Annotated in this window: 19 protein-coding genes; 15 read left to right on the top strand and 4 right to left on the bottom strand. The window is 34.6% G+C overall.

What is annotated here, in order from left to right:
- Positions 1 to 27 precede the first annotated feature (27 nt).
- Positions 28 to 432: a bacillithiol system redox-active protein YtxJ gene (ytxJ, locus tag LOK78_RS13565; RefSeq protein ID WP_232635260.1), complete on the bottom strand. Its 405-nt coding sequence runs from the start codon at positions 430 to 432 to the stop codon at positions 28 to 30.
- A 156-nt stretch (positions 433 to 588) separates the two neighbouring features.
- Entirely contained in the window at positions 589 to 2,364 is a 1,776-nt protein-coding gene (locus LOK78_RS13560; protein ID WP_232635259.1) for a DUF885 domain-containing protein, read from the bottom strand.
- Positions 2,365 to 2,591: 227 nt separating this feature from the next.
- Between LOK78_RS13560 and clpB the strand changes: the two genes are divergently transcribed.
- From clpB to LOK78_RS13530, 6 genes are all read left to right on the top strand, one after another.
- Positions 2,592 to 5,201, top strand: coding sequence for an ATP-dependent chaperone ClpB (gene clpB / locus LOK78_RS13555; RefSeq protein WP_232635258.1), 2,610 nt, complete (start codon positions 2,592 to 2,594; stop codon positions 5,199 to 5,201).
- 284 nt (positions 5,202 to 5,485) lie between these two features.
- Complete coding sequence (gene deoC, locus LOK78_RS13550; protein ID WP_053971917.1) at positions 5,486 to 6,151, top strand: deoxyribose-phosphate aldolase; 666 nt, start codon at positions 5,486 to 5,488, stop codon at positions 6,149 to 6,151.
- 313 nt (positions 6,152 to 6,464) lie between these two features.
- On the top strand, positions 6,465 to 7,130 hold the full coding sequence (gene deoC, locus LOK78_RS13545; protein ID WP_166958923.1) for a deoxyribose-phosphate aldolase: 666 nt from the start codon (positions 6,465 to 6,467) through the stop codon (positions 7,128 to 7,130).
- Between the two features lie 6 nt (positions 7,131 to 7,136).
- Positions 7,137 to 7,835, top strand: a complete 699-nt coding sequence (gene deoD / locus LOK78_RS13540) for a purine-nucleoside phosphorylase (protein WP_053971915.1) — start codon at positions 7,137 to 7,139, stop codon at positions 7,833 to 7,835.
- Positions 7,836 to 7,917: 82 nt separating this feature from the next.
- Positions 7,918 to 8,373, top strand: a complete 456-nt coding sequence (gene smpB, locus LOK78_RS13535) for an SsrA-binding protein SmpB (RefSeq protein ID WP_166958925.1) — start codon at positions 7,918 to 7,920, stop codon at positions 8,371 to 8,373.
- 33 nt (positions 8,374 to 8,406) lie between these two features.
- On the top strand, positions 8,407 to 10,431 hold the full coding sequence (locus LOK78_RS13530) for a M61 family metallopeptidase (RefSeq protein WP_232635257.1): 2,025 nt from the start codon (positions 8,407 to 8,409) through the stop codon (positions 10,429 to 10,431).
- A 34-nt stretch (positions 10,432 to 10,465) separates the two neighbouring features.
- Here the strand turns inward: LOK78_RS13530 and LOK78_RS13525 are convergent, their stop codons facing one another.
- Positions 10,466 to 11,107 (bottom strand): protein-L-isoaspartate(D-aspartate) O-methyltransferase, encoded by a 642-nt coding sequence (locus LOK78_RS13525; RefSeq protein ID WP_166958929.1) that lies wholly within the window; start codon positions 11,105 to 11,107, stop codon positions 10,466 to 10,468.
- Positions 11,108 to 11,264: 157 nt separating this feature from the next.
- On the opposite strand from LOK78_RS13525, the gene LOK78_RS13520 reads away from it, so the two are divergent.
- The 9 genes from LOK78_RS13520 (at position 11,265) to LOK78_RS13480 (ending at position 20,785) form a co-directional block, all read left to right on the top strand.
- On the top strand, positions 11,265 to 12,224 hold the full coding sequence (locus LOK78_RS13520; protein WP_232395498.1) for a Gfo/Idh/MocA family protein: 960 nt from the start codon (positions 11,265 to 11,267) through the stop codon (positions 12,222 to 12,224).
- A gap of 77 nt (positions 12,225 to 12,301) precedes the next feature.
- Positions 12,302 to 13,189: a 3-hydroxybutyryl-CoA dehydrogenase gene (locus tag LOK78_RS13515; RefSeq protein ID WP_232635256.1), complete on the top strand. Its 888-nt coding sequence runs from the start codon at positions 12,302 to 12,304 to the stop codon at positions 13,187 to 13,189.
- A gap of 16 nt (positions 13,190 to 13,205) precedes the next feature.
- Positions 13,206 to 14,444: a DUF1015 domain-containing protein gene (locus LOK78_RS13510; RefSeq protein WP_232635255.1), complete on the top strand. Its 1,239-nt coding sequence runs from the start codon at positions 13,206 to 13,208 to the stop codon at positions 14,442 to 14,444.
- 9 nt (positions 14,445 to 14,453) lie between these two features.
- On the top strand, positions 14,454 to 15,122 hold the full coding sequence (locus tag LOK78_RS13505; protein ID WP_232635254.1) for a YggS family pyridoxal phosphate-dependent enzyme: 669 nt from the start codon (positions 14,454 to 14,456) through the stop codon (positions 15,120 to 15,122).
- A gap of 18 nt (positions 15,123 to 15,140) precedes the next feature.
- Complete coding sequence (locus tag LOK78_RS13500) at positions 15,141 to 16,502, top strand: 3'-5' exonuclease family protein (RefSeq protein WP_232635348.1); 1,362 nt, start codon at positions 15,141 to 15,143, stop codon at positions 16,500 to 16,502.
- Positions 16,503 to 16,509: 7 nt separating this feature from the next.
- Positions 16,510 to 18,468, top strand: a complete 1,959-nt coding sequence (locus LOK78_RS13495) for a DUF3858 domain-containing protein (protein WP_232635253.1) — start codon at positions 16,510 to 16,512, stop codon at positions 18,466 to 18,468.
- A 26-nt stretch (positions 18,469 to 18,494) separates the two neighbouring features.
- Entirely contained in the window at positions 18,495 to 19,370 is an 876-nt protein-coding gene (locus LOK78_RS13490; RefSeq protein WP_232635252.1) for an ion transporter, read from the top strand.
- On the top strand, positions 19,360 to 20,289 hold the full coding sequence (gene miaA, locus LOK78_RS13485) for a tRNA (adenosine(37)-N6)-dimethylallyltransferase MiaA (RefSeq protein ID WP_232635251.1): 930 nt from the start codon (positions 19,360 to 19,362) through the stop codon (positions 20,287 to 20,289). Before LOK78_RS13490 ends, miaA begins: the two co-directional genes overlap by 11 nt.
- Positions 20,276 to 20,785 (top strand): DUF4440 domain-containing protein, encoded by a 510-nt coding sequence (locus LOK78_RS13480; protein WP_232635250.1) that lies wholly within the window; start codon positions 20,276 to 20,278, stop codon positions 20,783 to 20,785. The genes miaA and LOK78_RS13480 overlap by 14 nt, the downstream gene beginning before the upstream one ends.
- Before the next feature lie 53 nt (positions 20,786 to 20,838).
- Here the strand turns inward: LOK78_RS13480 and LOK78_RS13475 are convergent, their stop codons facing one another.
- On the bottom strand, positions 20,839 to 21,552 hold the full coding sequence (locus LOK78_RS13475) for a response regulator transcription factor (RefSeq protein WP_053971903.1): 714 nt from the start codon (positions 21,550 to 21,552) through the stop codon (positions 20,839 to 20,841).
- Between the last annotated feature and the right edge of the window lie 3 nt (positions 21,553 to 21,555).

Below are 21,555 nucleotides of genomic sequence, written 5' to 3'. Positions count from 1 at the left end.
ATTTAATTAAATTAACTAAATAACTATTTAAGAGACCTGTTTCTCAATGATTTGTTTTAATGGTAAATCATTGATAGCACCATGAGATTCATGCTTTTGAACCTTACCATTCTTTAAAATTATTAATTGAGGGGATTCATGAATGACGTCAAATTTATTTGCTATCGAATTTGAAACCTCTCTAAAAGAGATTAAATCTAAATAATGAACTCCGGCATCTTGCGGATCTACCTCATAATTTCTTTCAAATTGTGTTTTGACCATTCGAGAAATTCCACATCTAGTTGAATGCTTAAAGATCAATTGTGGCTTTACATGACTTTGCTCTGTAATGCTTTCCAATTGCTCTTCGGTTTTTAATTCCTGCCAGTGAAATTCCTTCTCAGGTTGAGAGTTAGGCGATGTTTTAAAGATTTTATTAAATAAGGACATAAAAATTTTCTTTTCTAAGTCGTAAAAGTTTTTTCTTCTTACAGCGCGAAAATAATGATTTAAAATAACAACCTTAAATCCTACTGAGATTATACATTCCCTTTTTTTATCGATGATTTGTATTCAAAAAAAAACCTCCATTAAAGGAGGTTTCTATTATTTTGCAGATGCTATCCATTGGTTCATCCGCTCTTCCAAAAGAGCTAAAGGAACACACCCGGTTTCCAAGATCTGATCATGAAAATCCTTAATATCAAATTTATCACCCAATTCCTGCTCTGCCTTCTTTCTCATTTCAATAATTTTAAGTTGCCCTATTTTATAGGATAAAGCTTGTCCCGGATTGGCCATGTAGCGTTCTATTTCACTTTCTATACTTGCTGCATCTTCTGCCTCATTTTCTAAGGAGTATTTAATGGCCTCTTCTCTTGTCCAACCCTTAGCATGAATACCTGTATCAACCACCAAACGAATTGCTCTATGAATTTCACTACTCAACATCCCAAAATATTGATACGGGTCTTTATAAAGTCCCAACTCGGTTCCTAAGGATTCTGAATATAAAGCCCATCCTTCTCCATAAGCACTATACCACAAGGTTTTTCTAAACATTGGCAAATCCTCATTTTCTTGTTGCAATGAGCATTGAAAATGATGACCAGGAATAGCTTCATGCAAAAACAAATCTTCTTTATCAAATACATTATATTCCTCTACATTAGGAATGGGGGTATAAAAAATACCTGGTCGAGTACCATCTAAAGAGCCCGGACTGTAATTTGCCGCAGCCGACTTTTCCCTGAAAGGTTCTGTGCGCCTTACTTCAAAAGCAGTCTTCGGTTGCTTTCCAAACATTTTATCCAATTGTGGTTGCATGACTTTATGAATACTATCATAAAAAGCCAATACCTGTGAACGTTCTGTAAAAGGCATCAACTCTTTATTATTCCTGATGTAATCAAAAAATGAATTGAGGTCACCCTCAAAGCCCACTTGTTTTTTTACGGCTTCCATTTCACCTCTAATGCGAGCCACTTCACTTAATCCTAGGTTGTGGATTTCATCTGCCGACATGTTAGTGGTTGTATATTTTTTAATTTGATGGGGATAATAGCTATCTCCAAGAGGTGTGGCAGCCATACCACTACTTTCCCTTCCTAAAGGCAAATAGTCTTCTTTTAAATAGGTCGCCATATCAGCATAAGCTGGAATGATTTTATTCTCCACCATTTTTGAATAAGATTCGGTCAATCTTGATTTTTCTTCATCAGAAAAGGAATCTGGAAACAGTTTAATAGGAGAATAGAATAAATGGTCTTCTACCGGGCCATGAGCCAAGGATTCAAATTGCGGAATTACCTTGACTATTAAAGTTTTAGGAAGCACATAACCTTTTCGGGAACCTTCTTTCATATTCTTCTTTGCTGAAGCCAACCAAACCAAATAACCATCCACCCTTTTCAACCAATTATCATAATCTTCTACTGTTTTAAAAGGTTGTGCCGTTGTGCCACTGGCTAACTGATTGAAGTCCAAATTAGCAGACCACATTTGATCTATGGGCATTAAATCTTTCCTAAACTGAAATCCATCCAAGTTCATGTCACATTCCCAAAGCAATACCTTTTTACTCATCAACTCCGTATCAGTCAATAAAGAATCATCTATCGCTAAAACCGCCTTTTTATATTTTGTGAAATATTCTTTGCTTTTAGCCCTATAGGATTCCGACAAAAAATCGGGGAACTGATCATTAAATCTATCATCCCCAGCACTTGTAGCAATTAAAGGGTTTAATGAATAGCCTTCTTCACTGTAATCTGATAGTAACTGTGATAATTCTTCACCTGCATTTGGAGTCGGTTCTTTAACTTCCTCTTGGCAAGAGCATGCGAAAAAAACGACAACAGCAAAAAACAAAACTTTTCTCATATCTATGTAATTGGTTAATATTCAAATATAAAGAAACCAATCCAATGAAATCATTTTAATACCCAATATTGCCAATTAACACTTATATTGAATAAAAATTGAAGTAAAATCCAAAAAAGCACAACTGACTAAAAGTCACGCGATTTCTCGATTTAAAAGACATTTTGTCTGCCTCTTTTAATTGGTAAGATTGTTGACCTAGGTAATTCGCAAAGTAAGATATCATTATGAATTTCAACAATTATACAATCAAATCACAAGAAGCCGTTCAGCAAGCGCAACAGCTAGCACAAGGCTTTGGACATCAACAAATTGAGAACGAACATTTATTTAAAGCCATTCTTGAAGTTGATGAAAATGTTTTGCCATTTATTCTTAAAAAATTAAATGTCAATACATCGATATTAGAACAGGCTTTAGACAAACAGTTGGAAAGTTTTTCTAAGGTATCTGGTGGAGATATTATGCTTTCAAGAGAAGCTTCAAAAACTTTAAACGAAGCATCCATCATTGCAAAAAAAATGAACGATGATTTCGTTTCTATAGAGCACCTCATTTTGGCTGTTTTTAAATCCAATAGTAAAATTGGACAAATGCTGAAAGACCAAGGAGTCACAGAAAAAGACTTAAAAGCTGCCATTGAGGAACTGAGAAAAGGAGATCGAGTCACTTCCCAAAGTCAGGAAGACACCTACAATTCCCTTAATAAATATGCCAAAAACCTAAATCAATTGGCCAAAGACGGCAAATTAGATCCGGTTATAGGTAGGGATGAGGAAATAAGACGTATTCTGCAAATTCTATCCAGAAGAACTAAGAACAATCCTATTCTGGTGGGTGAACCAGGAACCGGTAAAACAGCCATAGCAGAAGGATTGGCTCACAGGATAGTGGATGGTGACGTCCCTGAAAATTTAAAGGATAAGCAAATTTATGCTTTAGATATGGGAGCTCTAATTGCCGGTGCTAAATACAAAGGTGAATTTGAAGAACGTTTAAAAGCTGTTATTAAGGAAGTAACATCCAGCGAAGGTGACATTGTATTGTTTATAGACGAGATACATACACTTGTAGGAGCTGGCGGTGGTCAAGGAGCTATGGATGCTGCCAACATTTTGAAACCTGCCTTAGCAAGAGGTGAGTTACGATCTATAGGTGCAACAACGCTAGACGAATATCAAAAGTATTTTGAGAAGGATAAGGCCTTAGAAAGACGTTTTCAAAAGGTCATGGTAGATGAACCTGATACTGAAAGTGCTATATCCATTTTACGTGGAATTAAAGAGAAATATGAGGCACACCATAAGGTTCGCATTAAAGACGAGGCCATTATTGGTGCCGTGGAATTGTCAGAAAGATATATTACCAATCGATTTTTACCTGATAAAGCCATTGACTTAATGGATGAGGCTGCTTCCAAATTGCGTATGGAAATCAATTCAAAACCTGAAGAATTGGATGTTTTGGATAGAAAAATCATGCAATTGGAAATTGAAATAGAAGCCATTAAACGTGAAAAGGATGAAGCCAAATTAAAATCTTTAAGTTCTGATTTAGCCAATCTAAAAGAAGAACGCAATGAAATTTATGCTAAATGGAAGAGCGAAAAAGAATTGGTTGAGAATATTCAAGCCATCAAATTGGAAATTGAAAATTTTAAATTAGATGCAGAAAGAGCTGAACGAGAAGGTGATTATGGGAAAGTAGCCGAAATAAGATATGGTAAGATCAAAGAAGCTCAAGAAAAACTAGATGGTCTTCAAAAAGAACTTTTAGAAAATCAAGCTAATAATTCCCTTATCAAAGAAGAAGTTACTTATGATGATATTGCAGAAGTTGTAGCCAAATGGACAGGCATTCCTGTGACCAAAATGCTTCAAAGTGAAAGAGAGAAACTTTTAAAACTAGAAGATGAGTTACACAAACGTGTGGTTGGTCAAGAAGAAGCTATACAAGCAGTAAGTGATGCCGTAAGAAGATCTCGTGCAGGCTTACAAAATCCGCAAAAACCAATTGGTACATTTCTATTTTTAGGAACAACCGGTGTAGGTAAAACTGAGTTGGCTAAAGCCCTTGCCGAATACTTATTTGACGATGAAAATGCTATGACTAGGATTGATATGAGTGAATATCAAGAACGTCACGCAGTGAGTAGATTGGTTGGAGCACCTCCAGGTTACGTAGGTTATGACGAAGGAGGACAATTAACCGAAGCTGTAAGACGTAAGCCCTACTCCGTTGTATTGTTGGATGAAATTGAAAAAGCACATCCCGATACCTTCAACATCCTATTACAAGTATTGGATGAAGGAAGACTTACAGATAATAAAGGTCGAATTGCAGATTTCAAAAACACGATTATCATTATGACTTCAAATATGGGAAGCCATATTATCCAAGAAAAGTTTGAAGCTACTAAGGATATTGAAGCAGCCATGGAAATTGCAAAAATTGGGGTTTTAGGTTTATTGAAAAAATCAGTTAGACCCGAGTTTTTAAATAGGATTGATGACACCATCATGTTTACACCATTAACGCAAGAGAATATCCATGATATTGTTGAACTTCAATTAAAAGGTTTAACCAAAATGATCTCTAAACAAGGTATCACTTTTGATGCAACAAAAGAGGCCGTTGACTACTTAGCTCAAAAAGGCTATAATCCAGAGTATGGTGCCAGACCTGTGAAAAGAGTCATTCAAAAAGAAGTTTTGAATGAATTGAGTAAAGAAATCTTATCTGGTAGAATAAGTACAGATAGTATTATTTTACTAGATGCTTTTGACGACAAATTGGTTTTCAGAAATCAAGGAGATTTAATTACTGAGGAATATTAAAGTTAAGTTAAAAATCCTATCAGAATAATATACTTAAAAGAAATGCGTTAATTTTATCATATAGTTGGTTAGTTAGTTGAAAAAGCAACGTGAGTCGTACTTCACTTTTAGACGATCGTTGCTTTTTTATTTTCCTATAATTCAAAGTCAAAAATCTATTTTTTTTGTTTTCAGTCAATTAAATTTTAGAGTCCTAAAATTTCTTAATTTTTTCTACCGTTCATCTAAAAAATTTCACAAAACAAACCGTTTATCGTATTTTTACGACATCTTAACCTACATTCATGAAAATTAATAGCTATATTGAAGAGGCGCAATTATCCCTTACAGCGTCCAAGGAAGACATTAAAAAATTGTGTGAAGAAGCAAAAAAACATCGTTATCATGCAGTTTGTGTAAACAGTTCCAATGTCCCTTTATCCAAGTATTATCTAATCACAAGTAACGTCAAAACAGTAGCTACCGTTGGCTTCCCCTTAGGAGCTATGAGCACTGAAGCCAAGGTATATGAAGCTGTCAAGGCCGTTGAAGATGGAGCCCATGAAATTGACATGGTTATGAATGTTGGCTTAATGCGTAGTAAAAATTTTGTTTCTGTTTTTAAAGATATTCGCGATGTCAAGTTGGCAATAGGACATATTCCATTAACAGTCATACTTGAAATTAGTGAGCTTTCTAAAAATGAAATTATAAGAGCTTGTCAGATTTGTATAGATGCCAAAGCAGAAGGCATTAAGACATCTACAGGATTTTCTAAAAGCGGCGCTACCCTTACTGCCGTAAAAATGATCAAAAAAACTGTTAGAAATAAAATAAAAATCAAAGCCTCGGGAGGTATAGATGATTACGATATGGCGGTAAAATATATTGATACAGGAGTCGTTCGTATTGCAACAACAAATGGAAATCAAATTATCACGGGACAACCATCCTATGCCTTGACAAGTTAATACTTTGAAAATAATTCGCTATAAATGAAATGCTCCATGTAAAACATGGAGCATTTTTCTTATGACCATTTGAAATTTTAATACAACAATTAATCATAATACTTAAATTACTATTCAAATGAAGTCATAAGGGTTGACTTTAAAACTATATTTTTGACTACCGCTTAGAACCAATAATCAAAACAAAAGTAAATGGCATAATCAAGTAATAGACTGATAATTATCATGTGACAATTCCAATTAATTCCTTACCATTACCCATAAAAGCTATGATTTTTAACATTTTACAATAAAAATAATTACATTTATTGGTATGGAATTAAACAAATACATTGATCACACCTTACTTAAACCCCAAGCCTCTGCTGAGGATGTAATGCAACTATGCGAAGAGGCAAAATCCTATGACTTTTTCTCTGTTTGTGTTAATAGTTGCTACGTTTCCCTTGCTAAAAATTATTTATCCGGTTCCAATGTGCAAATATGTTCAGTGATTGGTTTCCCATTAGGAGCAATGAGTACCGAAGCTAAAGTCTTTGAGGCTCAACAAGCCCTTCTCGATGGGGCCGATGAAATTGATATGGTCATTAATATTGGATGGTTAAAGGGAAAAGAATTTGATAAAGTTTGGCAAGATATAGAAGCTGTAAAAAATATAATGCCCAACAATACCCTTAAAGTCATTTTAGAAACTTGCTATCTTGAAGAAATTGAAATAATAAAAGGCAGCGAATTATCAATATTGAGTGGCGCCGATTTTATTAAAACTTCAACTGGTTTTGGCACAGGTGGCGCAACAATTCACGATGTGAAATTAATGAAATCGGTTGCTGGAGAAAAAATAAAGATTAAAGCTTCAGGTGGTATCAAAGACACTAAGACAGCACAAGAGTATATCGACTTAGGTGTATCCAGGATTGGTACCTCCTCTGGTATCGCTATTGTAACAGGAAATACTTCTACATCTAATAATTACTAAGAACTTATGAGTATACATATTGAAGCCAAAAAGGGAGAGATTGCTGAAACCATTTTACTCCCAGGAGATCCACTGAGAGCTAAGTGGATTGCCGAAACCTTTTTAAAAGATATCTTCTGCTTTAATAAAGTTAGAAATATGTTTGGCTATACGGGCACATACAACGGGAAACGTGTCTCAGTCATGGGTACAGGAATGGGTGTTCCCAGTATTTCCATTTATTCTCATGAATTAATAGCCTATTACGGAGTAAAGAATTTAATTCGTGTAGGCAGCGCTGGATCCTATCAAAAAAATGTTAGGCTCAGAGATATTGTTATTGCTATGGCAGCCTCATCAAATTCGGGCGTTAACGAACTTCGATTTGGAGGTGCCGATTATGCCCCAACAGCTAGTTTTGAATTATTTGAAAAGGCTATTCATGTGGCTAGAGAAAAACAAATTCCTATTAAGGCAGGGAATGTTTTTACCAGTGACGAATTTTATGCTGATGATTTTGAAAGTTATAAAAAGTGGTCCAAATTTGGTGTGTTGTGTGTGGAAATGGAAACCGCTGGTTTATATACCGTTGCAGCCAAACACAATGTGAACGCCCTAACCATTTTAACCATCTCTGATTCCTTGGTAACTGGAGAACGTACTACTTCCAAAGAAAGGGAGTCTACTTTTGAAGAAATGATTCAAATCGCTTTGGAGCTAGCTTAACATCCAATAAAAAATAAAATTCATAAGATAGCTTGCAGTTTCATTTTTCTACAATCATTAAAAAACAGTAATTTTGTGGGATATGCAGAAGCAAGTCAATATCAAAAATAAAAAAGCCAAATTTCAATATGAAATTTTGGATAAATATACCGCCGGTATCGTTCTTACTGGTACCGAAATAAAATCCATTAGACAAAGTAAGGCATCAATTGCTGAGAGTTTTTGCGAATTCAATGATCGCGGAGAATTATTTGTCATCAATATGACTATAGAAGAATATGCCTTTGGGAACTACTACAACCACAAACCCAAGGCAGAAAGAAAACTACTTTTAAATAAAAGGGAATTAAAAAAACTCGAAAAAGACATTAACACTAAAGGATTAACCATTATCCCATTAAGACTCTTTATTAATGATAGAGGACTTGCTAAAATTGAAATTGCCTTAGCCAGAGGTAAGAAACTGTTTGATAAACGGGAGACTATCAAGGATCGCGATATGAAAAGAAATTTAGACAGAATTAATAAAAGTTTCTAACCTACCGGAATATTACTTTAATCCAAATTGTTCATGAAAAGATTTTTTAAAGTTTACATCATTGCTCTTTCAATCCTTTTATCTTCTTGTAGTTCTCTATTAAACCCTACTATCCCGGTAACCAATGACATTCAGTTTACGGTTAATTTATTAGACAGGAGTAACGATACCTTTAAAGTAACCGTTACACCTCCTAGTTTGGGAGAGGAAAATGATGTATTCAATTTTGCAGCTACAGCTCCAAACACCTACCAAATAATGGACATAGGGAAATATGTAACCTCTTTTAGGGCATTTGATAAACATGGAAATGAGATTGCTACCAAACATATTTCTACCAACCAATTTAAAATTTCAAAACCACATAAAGTCATTCGAATTGAATATGAAATTTCAGAGACTTGGGATAGTCCAGTAGACCAAAACCCAATTCATTTGAGATTTGGAACTTCTATTGAAAATGATCATGCTTTAATCAATGGACAGGCTGTTTTTGGTTACTTCAAAGGAAAGAAGAAAACGCCTATTAAACTTCAATTACAACACCCAGCAGAATGGCAAGTTGCCACTTCTCTAAAAAAATCAAGCTCAGGAAAATATCTGGCAAAAAACTATAGCCACGTGGTAGACTCTCCAATTTTACTCGGATATCTCACTAGAGAATCCATGACAGTTCAGGGGTCTGTAATTGATATTTTTTCATATTCAAAAACAGGTGTCGTTACAGCTTCACAAATCATGGAATCTATGAAGAAAATGTTTGAAACTGCTGGTAATTATATAGAAGGTATTCCTGTTGACCAATACACATTCCTATTCATGTTTGAAGATAAAACAGATGGTTCTTGGGCTCACAACCGCAGCTCGGGTTACGTTTATAGAGAAACACCATGGAAAAATTTAGAGAAGGAAATCCTAGACCTAGCAGCACATGAATTTTTTCATATAGTGACCCCATTAAATCTTCATAGTGAGATTGTTTCTAAATTCCAATATGACACCCCGCTTCCATCAAAGCATTTATGGCTTTATGAGGGTGTTACTGAATGGGCTTCAAAAATGATGATGTTTAGAGGAGGTGAAACAACTGCCGATGAATATTTGTCTGAATTGGAAAAAAAGGTTTACATCAGTAAAAATCTTTATAACAATCATTATAGCCTTTTGGATCTGGCACTAACTTCCTATACAGCTGATGGACAAAAACAATTTGGAAACATCAATATGAAAGGAGCTTTAGCTGCCAGCCTTTTGGACATCAGACTTATTGAACTCTCTAAAGGCAATACAGGTTTAATGGATGTGATTATCAAACTGAGTAGAAAATATGGTCCCAACAAATCCTTTAATGAGGATTCTTTCTTTGCTGATTTTACAGAGGAAACCTATCCAGAAATCAACGATTTTTTTGATAAATATATCATCCATGCAGAACCTTTACCACTTCAAGAATACTATTTTAAAATAGGAATTCTGTATGATGAAGACACTAATAAATTTACCGTTTTAAAAGAGCCTTCTGAAGAGCAACTTAAATTAAGAAATAAATGGTTTGAACCATTAAGAAAAAGAGGTATCAGTCTCTTTTTACCACAAACCAGCTTTATCAATTATGTAGGAACCATGGATTCTACTATAGAGTCTCTTTATGAAGTAATTTCTGGAGAAAGAGGTCAAGAAAGAAATTGGGAGTTTTTTAAATATCTGTTTAAACCAGATGCCAAATTAATTCCGACGGCGAGAGCACAAGACAGTACTTATAAAGTGAAATATATTTCTCCCAATGATTATGTGAAGTCAGCTGAAACTTGGATGATGGACAATGGTTTCTTTGAGAAAGAAATTAACAGAGTGGTTAACACCTATGGAAACATCGCACAAGTTTTCAGTACTTATGAGACCTTTAGAACTCAAACAGATGTTATTCCTTTTATGCGAGGTGTTAATAGCATTCAATTGCTTTTTGATGGCAAACGTTGGTGGATTGTCAATATTTACTGGACCCAAGAAACCCCAGAAAACCCTATTCCACCTGAATATTTACCCAAAGTAGATTAATAACTGTGTTAAACAGGGTAAATAGGAAGGAGATTTAGTTTTTATCTTCTAATAAAGGTACAAACCGGAAATCACCAAATTCATGTTTTTCAAAGTCCTTGGGGCCTTTTCTAATAAATAAAGTCATGGTTTGAACGTTGTCTCCCACAGGAATCACAAGACGCCCACCAATTTCCAATTGCGCCAAAAGCGCTTTGGGAACAAATGGTGCCCCCGCAGTCACAATGATGCCTTTGAAAGGTGCTTCTTCCTTCAAACCAATGTAACCATCCCCAAAAATGAGTTTTTTAGCTCTATAACCCAACTTGGGAAGAAACTTTGAAGTTTTCTTAAACAACTCATTTTGTCTTTCAATACTAAAGACGCGACACCCCAATTCACACAATATGGCAGTTTGGTAACCACTCCCTGTTCCTATTTCCAAAATCTTATCGCCTGGTTTCACTTCTAACAACTCGGTCTGAAAAGCTACTGTATAGGGTTGAGATATCGTTTGGTCTGCCGCAATTGGAAATGCTTTATCCTGATAAGCATGATCCAAAAATCCTGAATCCATAAACAAATGCCTTGGCACCTTTCCTATGGCTTTTAGGACCTTTTCATCCTTGATGCCCTTAGCTCTTACAACCTCAACCAGTTGCTGTCTTAATCCTTGATGTCTATAAGTATCTTTCAAAATGAAGTAGCAGATTTCTGGATAAAATTAATCAAACATTTGAAAGGTCAAAACCAAATTCAACAGATTTTACAGGTAATTCCTTTAGGGATATTTTAATAGTTCAAAACATTCAAAATAATATCTAAAATCTTATTTTTGTTAAAAACAAGATAATATGTTAAAAGCTGGAGTACTTGGTGCAGGCCATCTTGGCAAAATCCATCTCAGACTTCTCAAACAATCAACCAAATACGAATTGGTTGGCTTTTACGACGCAGACGAACACAATGCCAAAAAAGTAGAAGAAGAATTCGGTTATAAATACTTTAATTCTATAGATGATTTAATTGACGCGGTTGATATGGTGGATATTGTAACACCCACCCTTTCTCATTATGAATGCGCAAAAAAAGCAATCTCTAAAGGCAGGCATATTTTTATTGAAAAACCCATCACCAATACGGTTGAAGAAGCAGAGCATATTAGAACGTTATTGGCAGAAAATAACTTAAGGGGGCAAGTAGGCCATGTTGAAAGGTTCAATCCAGCATTTACTGCGGTAAAGGACAAGATTGTTAACCCCATGTTTATTGAAACCCATAGATTGGCAGAATTCAATCCTAGAGGAACTGATGTGCCTGTTGTGTTAGACTTGATGATCCATGATATTGATGTCATTTTGAGTGTGGTTAAATCAAAAGTGAAATCTGTTTCTGCTAGTGGTGTTTCAGTTATCAGTGAAACGCCTGATATTGCCAATGCTCGAATCGAATTTGAAAATGGTTGTGTAGCTAACCTGACAGCCAGTAGAATTTCGCTTAAAAACATGCGTAAAACACGCTTCTTCCAGCGTGATGCGTATATCTCGGTAGATTTTCTGGAAAAGAAATGTGAAGTGGTGAAAATGAAAGATGCCCCTACAGACCCAGGAGATTTTGATATGATCCTTCAAAATGCAGAAGGTATTAAAAAGCAAATCTATTTTGATAATCCAGACATTCCTAAAAACAATGCTATTTTGGATGAATTAGAAACTTTTGCTCATGCCATTAACACAAACACCACGCCTGTTGTCACACTTCAGGATGGTACCGAAGCCTTAAGATTAGCCACAAAAATAATTGAGCAATTTTAGGGACTAAATTCAAACACAAACTAATCACAAACTAATTAAGAACAATCCCGCTTTGGCGGGAGCACAAAATTATTATTATGAAAAACGTAGCAGTTATAGGTGCCGGAACCATGGGAAATGGTATCGCACATACTTTTGCTCAAGCTGGATTTAAAGTACAACTTATTGATATAAGTGAAGCATCTTTAAAGCGAGGTTTGGATACCATTACAAAAAATTTGGACCGAATGGTTTCAAAAGAGACTATTACTGAAGCTGATAAAAAGAATACTTTAGATAACATTACCACTTTTACTGATATAACAGAAGGAGTTGAATATGCTAGTTTAGTGGTAGAAGCAGCCACTGAAAATATTGACCTTAAATTAAAAATTTTCAAACAGTTAAGTGATGACTGTTCAGAGGACACAATTTTGGCAACCAATACCTCCTCTATTTCTATCACCCAAATCGCTTCTGTGACTGCTAGACCAGATCAAGTTATCGGAATGCACTTTATGAATCCGGTTCCTATCATGAAACTTGTTGAAATAATTAGGGGTTATAATACAAGTGATGAAGTAACAAATACCATCATGGAAATGTCAAAACAATTGGGTAAAATTCCAGTTGAAGTAAACGATTATCCAGGATTTGTAGCCAATAGAATCTTGATGCCAATGATAAACGAATCTATTGAAACACTTTATAATGGAGTCGCTGGAGTTTCAGAGATTGATACTGTAATGAAATTAGGAATGGCTCACCCCATGGGACCGTTACAATTGGCAGATTTCATTGGGTTGGATGTATGTCTATCTATTTTGGAAGTGATGTATGATGGATTTAAAAACCCTAAATATGCTCCTTGTCCATTGCTAGTTAACATGGTAAGAGCTGGAAAGTTAGGGGTAAAATCTGGAGAAGGTTTTTATGATTATTCCGAAAGTAGAAAAGCTGAAAAGGTGTCTAAACAATTTATCTAAAAAAGCGCATTTTTAAATGGCCCATATTATTCCTTTTAAAGCTGTTAGACCCACCAGAGATAAGGTGAGTCTTGTAGCTTCTAGGTCCTACCAAAGCTACACCAAAGAGCAGGTAGAATCTAGGTTAAGGGATAATCCGTTTTCGTTTTTACATATTATAAATCCTGGGTATCGCTTTGCAAAAGATGTTGTTGGAAAAGCTCGATATGCGCTTGTAAAGAATAGATACCTAGAATTTAAAGAAGATGGCATCTTTATAGAAGATGAAAAACCAACCTATTATGTGTATCGCATTGTAAACAGGGATGGAGATGTATTCAATGGAATAATTGCGGCCGCAAGTGCCGTAGATTATGAAAAGGATGCTATAAAAAAGCATGAGGATACCTTGGCGTACAAGGAAATTATTTTCAAGGAATATCTTAAAGCTGTGGGGTTTAATGCCGAACCTGTACTTTTAACATATCCTGACAATGCATCCATAGCTCAAATAATAGCCAAAGTTCAAAAAAACCGCCCAGAATACGCGTTTACAACAACTTACCGAGACACTCATTACATGTGGTTGGTTGAGGATGATCAATCAATTCAAAAAATACAAGCGGAATTTGAAAAAATGCCATTGATATATATAGCAGATGGGCACCACCGTTCTGCTTCTTCTTTTCTGCTTTATGAAGATTTAAGAAGTGAAAATCCAAATCATAACTCCCTGGAACCCTATAACTATTTTATGAGTTATTTAATTCCTGAATCTGATTTGAAAATTTATGAATTCAATAGATTGGTTAAAGATCTTAATGGGTTGAGTAAAGAGGAATTTCTTATTAAATTGGATGCCTGGTATCGCATCGAAAATCGAGGCAAAAAAGCTTACAAGCCATCCAAACAACATCATTTCAGCATGTATTTGGATGGTGAATTTTATTCTTTATATTTAAGAAAATCGTTATATAAATTTGAAACCGCTCTGGATACCCTAGATGCTCAATTGCTTTACAAGACCATTTTAAACCCCATTTTAGGAATTTCAGATTTAAGGCATAATGACCGCATCGAATACACCAATGGAAAAAATGACATTGTGGATGTAAAAAGTTGTGTTGACAGCGGGGATTACAAAGTAGGCTTTGGCATGGTTCCTGCGACTGTTGAGCAAATGAAACAAATTGCAGATGAAGGTTTAACCATGCCCCCGAAAAGTACTTATGTTTTACCAAAATTACGCAGTGGTGTTACCATTTATGAGTTTTAAAAATTACCTATGAGTATAAAAGAAAATCTTGAAAGTATTTTAAACCAAATTCCTAAGGAAGTTACTCTGGTTGCCGTTTCCAAAACCAAACCCAATGAGGATATCATGGAAGCCTATCAAGCTGGACAACGAATTTTTGGTGAAAATAAAATTCAAGAAATGGCAGAGAAATATGAAAGCCTACCTAAAGATATCCAATGGCACATGATAGGACATGTACAAACAAATAAGGTCAAATACATGGCTCCTTTTGTTAGTTTGATTCATGGGGTAGATAGATTAAAACTTCTGAAGGAAATTAACAAACAAGCCTCTGCAAATAATCGAACTATCCATTGTTTACTACAAATAAAAATCGCAGAAGAAGATTCTAAGTTTGGTATGTCCATTCAAGATGCAAAGAATCTACTTCAATCTAAAGATTTAGAACCTTTGAATCATATTCATATAACGGGTGTCATGGGAATGGCCACGTTTACAGAGGATCAGAATCAAATAAAAAATGAATTTGACCGTTTAAAATCAGCTTTTGATTCTTTAAAAACTATTGAGAACGAGCGTTGTGACCTAAAAACCATTTCTATGGGAATGAGTGGCGATTATGAATTGGCTATTCAAAGTGGAAGCAATATGATTCGAGTAGGAAGCAGCATTTTTGGAGAACGAAACTATCATTAAAAGAAAAAGAGCTTACTTATATACGCTATACTTGACATAGAGACAACAGGAGGGAAATACAATGAAGAAGGTATTACCGAAATAGCCATATACAAATTTGATGGTCATAAGGTGGTAGACCAATTTATTTCATTGGTCAATCCAGAGAGAGAGATACAACCCTTTGTAGTGAATTTGACTGGTATCAATAGTAACATGTTGCGAAACGCTCCCAAGTTTTACGAAGTTGCCAAACGTATTGTGGAGATTACTGAAGATTGCATTATTGTCGCCCATAACGCCAAATTTGATTATCGCATTCTAAGAACGGAATTCCACCGTTTAGGCTTTGGATATAAGCGAAAAACACTCTGTACCGTTGAACTTTCAAAGCAACTCATTCCGGGTCAAGATTCTTATAGTCTAGGAAAATTAGCCCGATCATTAGGGATTCCTGTTAGTGACAGGCACAGAGCTAGTGGCGACGCCATGGCTACTGTTAAACTGTTTAAGATGCTCCTAAATAAAGATTTGGATAAATACATTGTAAAGGATGCCATCCGAATGGAGCCTAAATATCAAATGGAACCCAATTTAAAACGAATTATTGATGAATTGCCTACAGTAACCGGGGTTTATTACATTCATAATGAGTATGGCGATGTTATTTATATTGGCAAGAGCAAAAATATTAAAAGCCGAATTAGTCAGCATTTTTCAAACACCAATCCCAAATCAAAAAAAATACAACTCCAAACAGCTGCCGTAACCTATGAGCAAACGGGCAGTGAATTAGTGGCGCTTCTTAAAGAAAGTGAAGAAATTAAGAAGTTAAGACCTTTATTCAACCGAGCACTCAGAAGAAATATATTCACACATGCTCTTTATAGTTATACAGATGAAAACGGATACATCAATTTAAAGATTGATAAGGCCGATGGAAGAAAGCAAGCCATAACGACATTTAGTAACAGGCAAAGTGCTAAACAATTTCTATTTAATGTTGTTGAAGAATATGGACTTTGTCAAAAATTGGTAGGTTTATACCCAACCAAATCCAATTGTTTTAATTATACCATTAAACAATGTCAAGGAGCGTGTATTTCAGAAGAACCAACTGAAGTATACAATAAAAGAGTTAAAAAATTAATAGATAAAAACTCCTATTCTGGAAAAAATATGGCCATTATAGACCGAGGGAGAGATATTGAAGAAAAAAGTGTCATATTAATTAAAGACGGTGTTTTTGCTGGCCTGGGCTATGTTGATTTAAATTATCAAATAGTCAACGCCCATATCCTTGAATCTATAATTACTCCTATGGAGAATAATCGAGATTCTCAACATATTATTCAAAGCTATTTAAGACGAAAGAAAAAATTAAAAATCATCTATTACTAACTAAACAATGAAAAAACACCTAATTCTAACCACACTATTCTTAACCTCATTTATTTTAAAAGCCCAATCGGGATTTAATTCTGAAGACTTAACCGTAACCAGACAAGATCTTTCCACAAATTACTTTGCTAAAGACTCAACGGCAAATGCTGTTGTTTTATATGAATATGGAAACAGTTACATCGACAAAGACAATTATAAGCTTTACACAGAAATAAAGAAAAAAATAAAAATTCTGAACAAAAAAGGCTTTGAACAAGCAACCATTACAGAATTAGAATACCACTCAAACAAAGGAAATGAAGTTGTAAAAGATATTACGGGAACAACCTACAATTTGGATGGGGGGCGTGTAACTAAAACAAAATTAGAAAAAGAATCTATATTTGAAGAGGAGTATGATGACAACTACACCTTGGTAAAATTTACTTTTCCAAATATCAAAGAGGGCTCTGTAATTACCTATTCTTACACCATAATCTCTCCCTTTTTATTCAAGTATAAAGGCTGGGATTTTCAAGATGAAATTCCTAAACTCTACAGCGAGTACAATACAAGCATACCAGGAAACTGGGAGTATAGTATCAAATTAGTTGGTTATCAAAATTTGTACGACAAATGGGAAACGATACGAAATAATTGTCTTTCAGGCCCCAACGGTTCTTATGCAAATTGCAGCGAATCACAGTACATAATGAAAGACATTCCTGCTTTCATACCCGAAGATTATATGACTAACAAATACAATTATCTTTCAAGAATTGAGTATGAACTAAAAACTTTTAGAGGGTTTGATGGTCGTGTAAAACATTACACCAAAACCTGGGATGACGTCGATAAAGAGTTAAGAACTGATGAAAGTTTTGGTAGGCAATTGAGAAAATCTTCAGTGTCTAAAGAATTAATTCCTACAGAAATTTCTGAGGAGCCAAATCTTTTAAAAAGAGCAGAATCCATTTATCATTTTATTCAAGAAAACTATACTTGGAATGGAGAATTTCATTTGATGAAGGATGTTGCAGTTAAAGATTTAGTAAAAAAAGGAACTGGAAATTCAGGAGAAATAAACATCCTCTTGCATAATGTTTTAGAACAGAATGGTATTGATGTCAAACCAATAATTCTCTCTACAAGAGCAAATGGCTTTCCCACTAAAATATTCCCTGTTTTAACTGATTTTAATTATATCATTGTTCAAGCATCTATCGATGGCAACACCTATTATTTAGACGCCACAGATAAATACATGCCATTTGGTGAACTCCCCTACCGTTGCCTTAATGATGAAGGACGTTTGCTAGATTTTAAAGAAGGTAGCTCTTGGGTTTCAATTGAGCCAAAAAGTTCTTCAAATATCATTTATCACGTAAAACTAAAAGCTGACAATGGAAAAATAACAGGAACTGTGAATACGGCAGCAAGGGGTTACCACTCCTTGCCAAGAAAGAAATCCTATTACGGAAATCCTACGGCTTATGAAACAAAATTATTGGATCAAAATGAAAATATTGAAATCTCTAATTTCGAAATGAAAAGTGAAAATCAATATTCCAATGATTTAATTGAAAAATTTGATGTAGAGGTCCAATTAAATGAAGTTGCTGACAGATTATACTTTGACCCATTCCTATTTAAATTCTTCAGCAAAAATCCATTTAAATTGCAAGAACGAACCTATCCTATTGATTTTGGTTATAAAGATTCTTTTATGTATTCCATGGAAATAGATTTAGGAGAAGATTACTCCCTTATTGATTTACCTGAAAGTAAAAATTACAGCCTACCTGAAAATTCGGGAAGGGTAATTTTTACCTCAACAAACAACAATAATGTGGTAACACTTTTATTAAAAATTGACTTTCTGAAAGCAAAATATGAACCTGGGTACTATCCTTATTTAAAGGAATTCATGAACTTAGTCACTAATTTTCAAACAAAATCTTTAATCTCCCTTAAAAGGACTTAAACTTCTTTTTTTGTTACATTTATAATATGAACAATCCCAAAAAGAAATCTGATTGGCGAGAAAAGCTTCATGAAATCATTTATGAGGCAGATACCCCTGAAGGGAAACTGTTTGATATTATTCTATTAATTGCCATTCTAGCAAGTATTTTATTGGTGATGCTTGAAAGCATAAAAAGCTTTGATGCCAAGTATCACCAAGCTTTAAATATCTCTGAATGGATTATTACGATCCTATTCACTATCGAGTATATTTTCAGGATAATTACCGTTAAAAAACCTATTAAGTACATAACTAGTTTTTATGGAATTATAGATTTATTATCAACTCTTCCTAAATACATCTCGATCATTTTTGCGGGAACACATGCATTGGTAGCCTTAAGAGCCTTAAGATTATTAAGAATATTTAGAGTTCTGAAATTAGCACGCTTTTTGGGAGCATCCAACCAGTTAACCATGGCTATTAAAGCAAGTAGAGCCAAAATATCAGTCTTTTTGTATGCCGTACTTATTTTATCCATCATTTTTGGAACGATTATGTACTTGGTAGAAGGCGAAGAAAACGGTTTTACAAACATCCCTAAAAGTGTTTATTGGTGCATTGTAACATTAACAACAGTAGGTTTTGGAGATATTGCTCCTACGACCCCTTTGGGTCAATTTATTGCTGCAGTCATTATGATTTTAGGATATGGTATCATTGCTGTACCTACGGGAATAGTATCGGCAGAATATGCTAAAAGTCAATCAGATAGTCATAAGAAGGATTCTAATTTAGAAAGTAAAAAGCATACTAAAATTGATATCAATTCGCAGTCATGCCCAAATTGCTCTGTTGAAGGTCATAAAGACCAAGCTAAGTATTGTTACAAATGCGGTTATTTAATTAATGATGCATAACGGAAAATTCCTAATTTCTATTGTTGGCCCTACGGCTATTGGAAAGACTTCCCTTAGCATTAAATTGGCACAGTATTATAACACAGAAATCATTTCTGCTGACTCTAGACAATTTTTTAAGGAAATGAGGATTGGGACTGCAGCTCCTACCAAGGAAGAGCTCAAAGCTGCAAAGCACCACTTCATCCATCACATATCCATTGAAGATGAGTACAATGTGGGAAGCTTTGAACGAGATGCCCTATCAAAACTTGAAAACTTATTTGATAAATACAACATAGTCATTATGGTTGGTGGTTCTGGTCTATATGTAGATGCTGTTACCAAAGGTTTAGATAATTTTCCGGATATTGATCCGAAAATTCGAGAGGATTTAAATAAACAATTAGCAACATCTGGTTTAGAATCCCTTCAAAAGCAACTTCAAAAACTTGACCCAAAATCTTACCAAAATATAGCCATTGACAATCCGCATAGAGTCATAAGAGCCTTAGAGATTTGTTTAGGAACCAACAAACCATACTCATCATTTTTAAATAAAAAAGAGTCCAAAAGACCATTTAAAACCATTCACGTTGGACTAACTGCAGATCGAAACATCATCTATGACCGAATCAACCAACGGGTAGACCTTATGATGAGCTTAGGGCTTTTGGAGGAAGTAAAATCTCTAGAATCTAAAAAGCATTTAAATGCCTTAAATACCGTTGGCTACAAAGAACTATTCATTTTTTTAGAAGGAGCTTGGACTAAAGAATTCGCCATTTCTGAAATCAAAAAAAATTCAAGACGATTTGCAAAACGACAACTAACTTGGTTTAAGAAAAATGAATCCACTATTTGGTTTGACTACGAAACACCTCTTCATGAAATTGTTAATACCATTGACAACAAATTAAACAATCATGAAATCAGTTAATCTACTTATATTTCTTTTTATATTTTCGGTTAATGGGTTTACCCAGAACCAATCTGAACTGGAAAATATCAACAAACAAATTTGGATTCCGTTTACCAAAGCATTTGAAACAAAAGATTTAAATCTCTTTAAAAGCATCCACAGTAAAGAATTAATACGAGTTAATGCTGATGGCAAGCGAATTATGAAATTTGAAGACTATTTGTCCGGATATCAAAGGAGATGGTCACAATCTAGCAGAAACCAAACCATTTCATTCCGGTTTTTTGAACGAATCAATAATGCCAAAACCGGATCTGAAATAGGAATATACAAGCTTACATTAAATCCAAACACGAGTGAAGAAGCCTCCTATTATGGAAAATTTCATGTGATTTTAATTCAAGAAAATGGTCTATGGAAAATTCTTGTGGATTATGACTCGTCCAAAGGGCAGACCATTGGAGAAAGTGATTTTCTTTCAGGTTTGAATATGAATGATATCAATAAATATTAATAAAAAAAGTCCAGCTAATAGCTGGACTTTTTTTATTGTATAGGTCTAGGATTTTAAGCACTTTGGTTTACAACCAACCTAAATCCTTCTCCATGTATGTTAAGTATTTCAACATTTTCATCTAGTTTCAAATATTTTCTCAACTTAGCGATATAGACATCCATACTTCTAGAAGTAAAATAATTATCGTCACGCCATATTTTTGTCAAGGCCAATTCCCTAGGCATTAAATCATTTTCATGAAGAGCAAGCAATCTCAATAATTCATTTTCTTTGGGAGATAATTTAATTTGCTCCCCGCCATCATAGGTTAAGAACCTTAATTTTGAGTTCAAATGGAACTTTCCTATTTGGAATTCAAATTGTTTGCTATCTGCAACCGTTTCTGTTGCTTTACGTTGCATAATAGCCTTTATTTTCATTAACAGGACCTCGCTATCAAAAGGCTTGTTAAGATAGTCATCTGCTCCCACCTTATATCCTTTTAAGACATCTTCTTTCATGGCCTTAGCAGTTAGGAATATAATTGGTACATCCGAATTTTTATCCCTAATCTCCTTTGCCAATGTGAAACCATCTTTATAAGGCATCATGACATCCAAGATACATAAATCAAAGTCGTCTTTCTTGAATTTTTCAAAGCCCTCCATTCCATTTTTGGCATGGGTAACTTGATAATCATTCATCATTAAATAATCCTTAAGAATAGTTCCAAAATTAGGATCATCTTCTACTAATAAAATCTTCTTTTGTTGTGCGTCACTCATAGC

It is taken from the genome of Mangrovimonas futianensis (assembly GCF_021245805.1).
Classification (GTDB): domain Bacteria; phylum Bacteroidota; class Bacteroidia; order Flavobacteriales; family Flavobacteriaceae; genus Mangrovimonas; species Mangrovimonas futianensis.
This window is presented reverse-complemented; position numbering and strand designations above follow the sequence as displayed.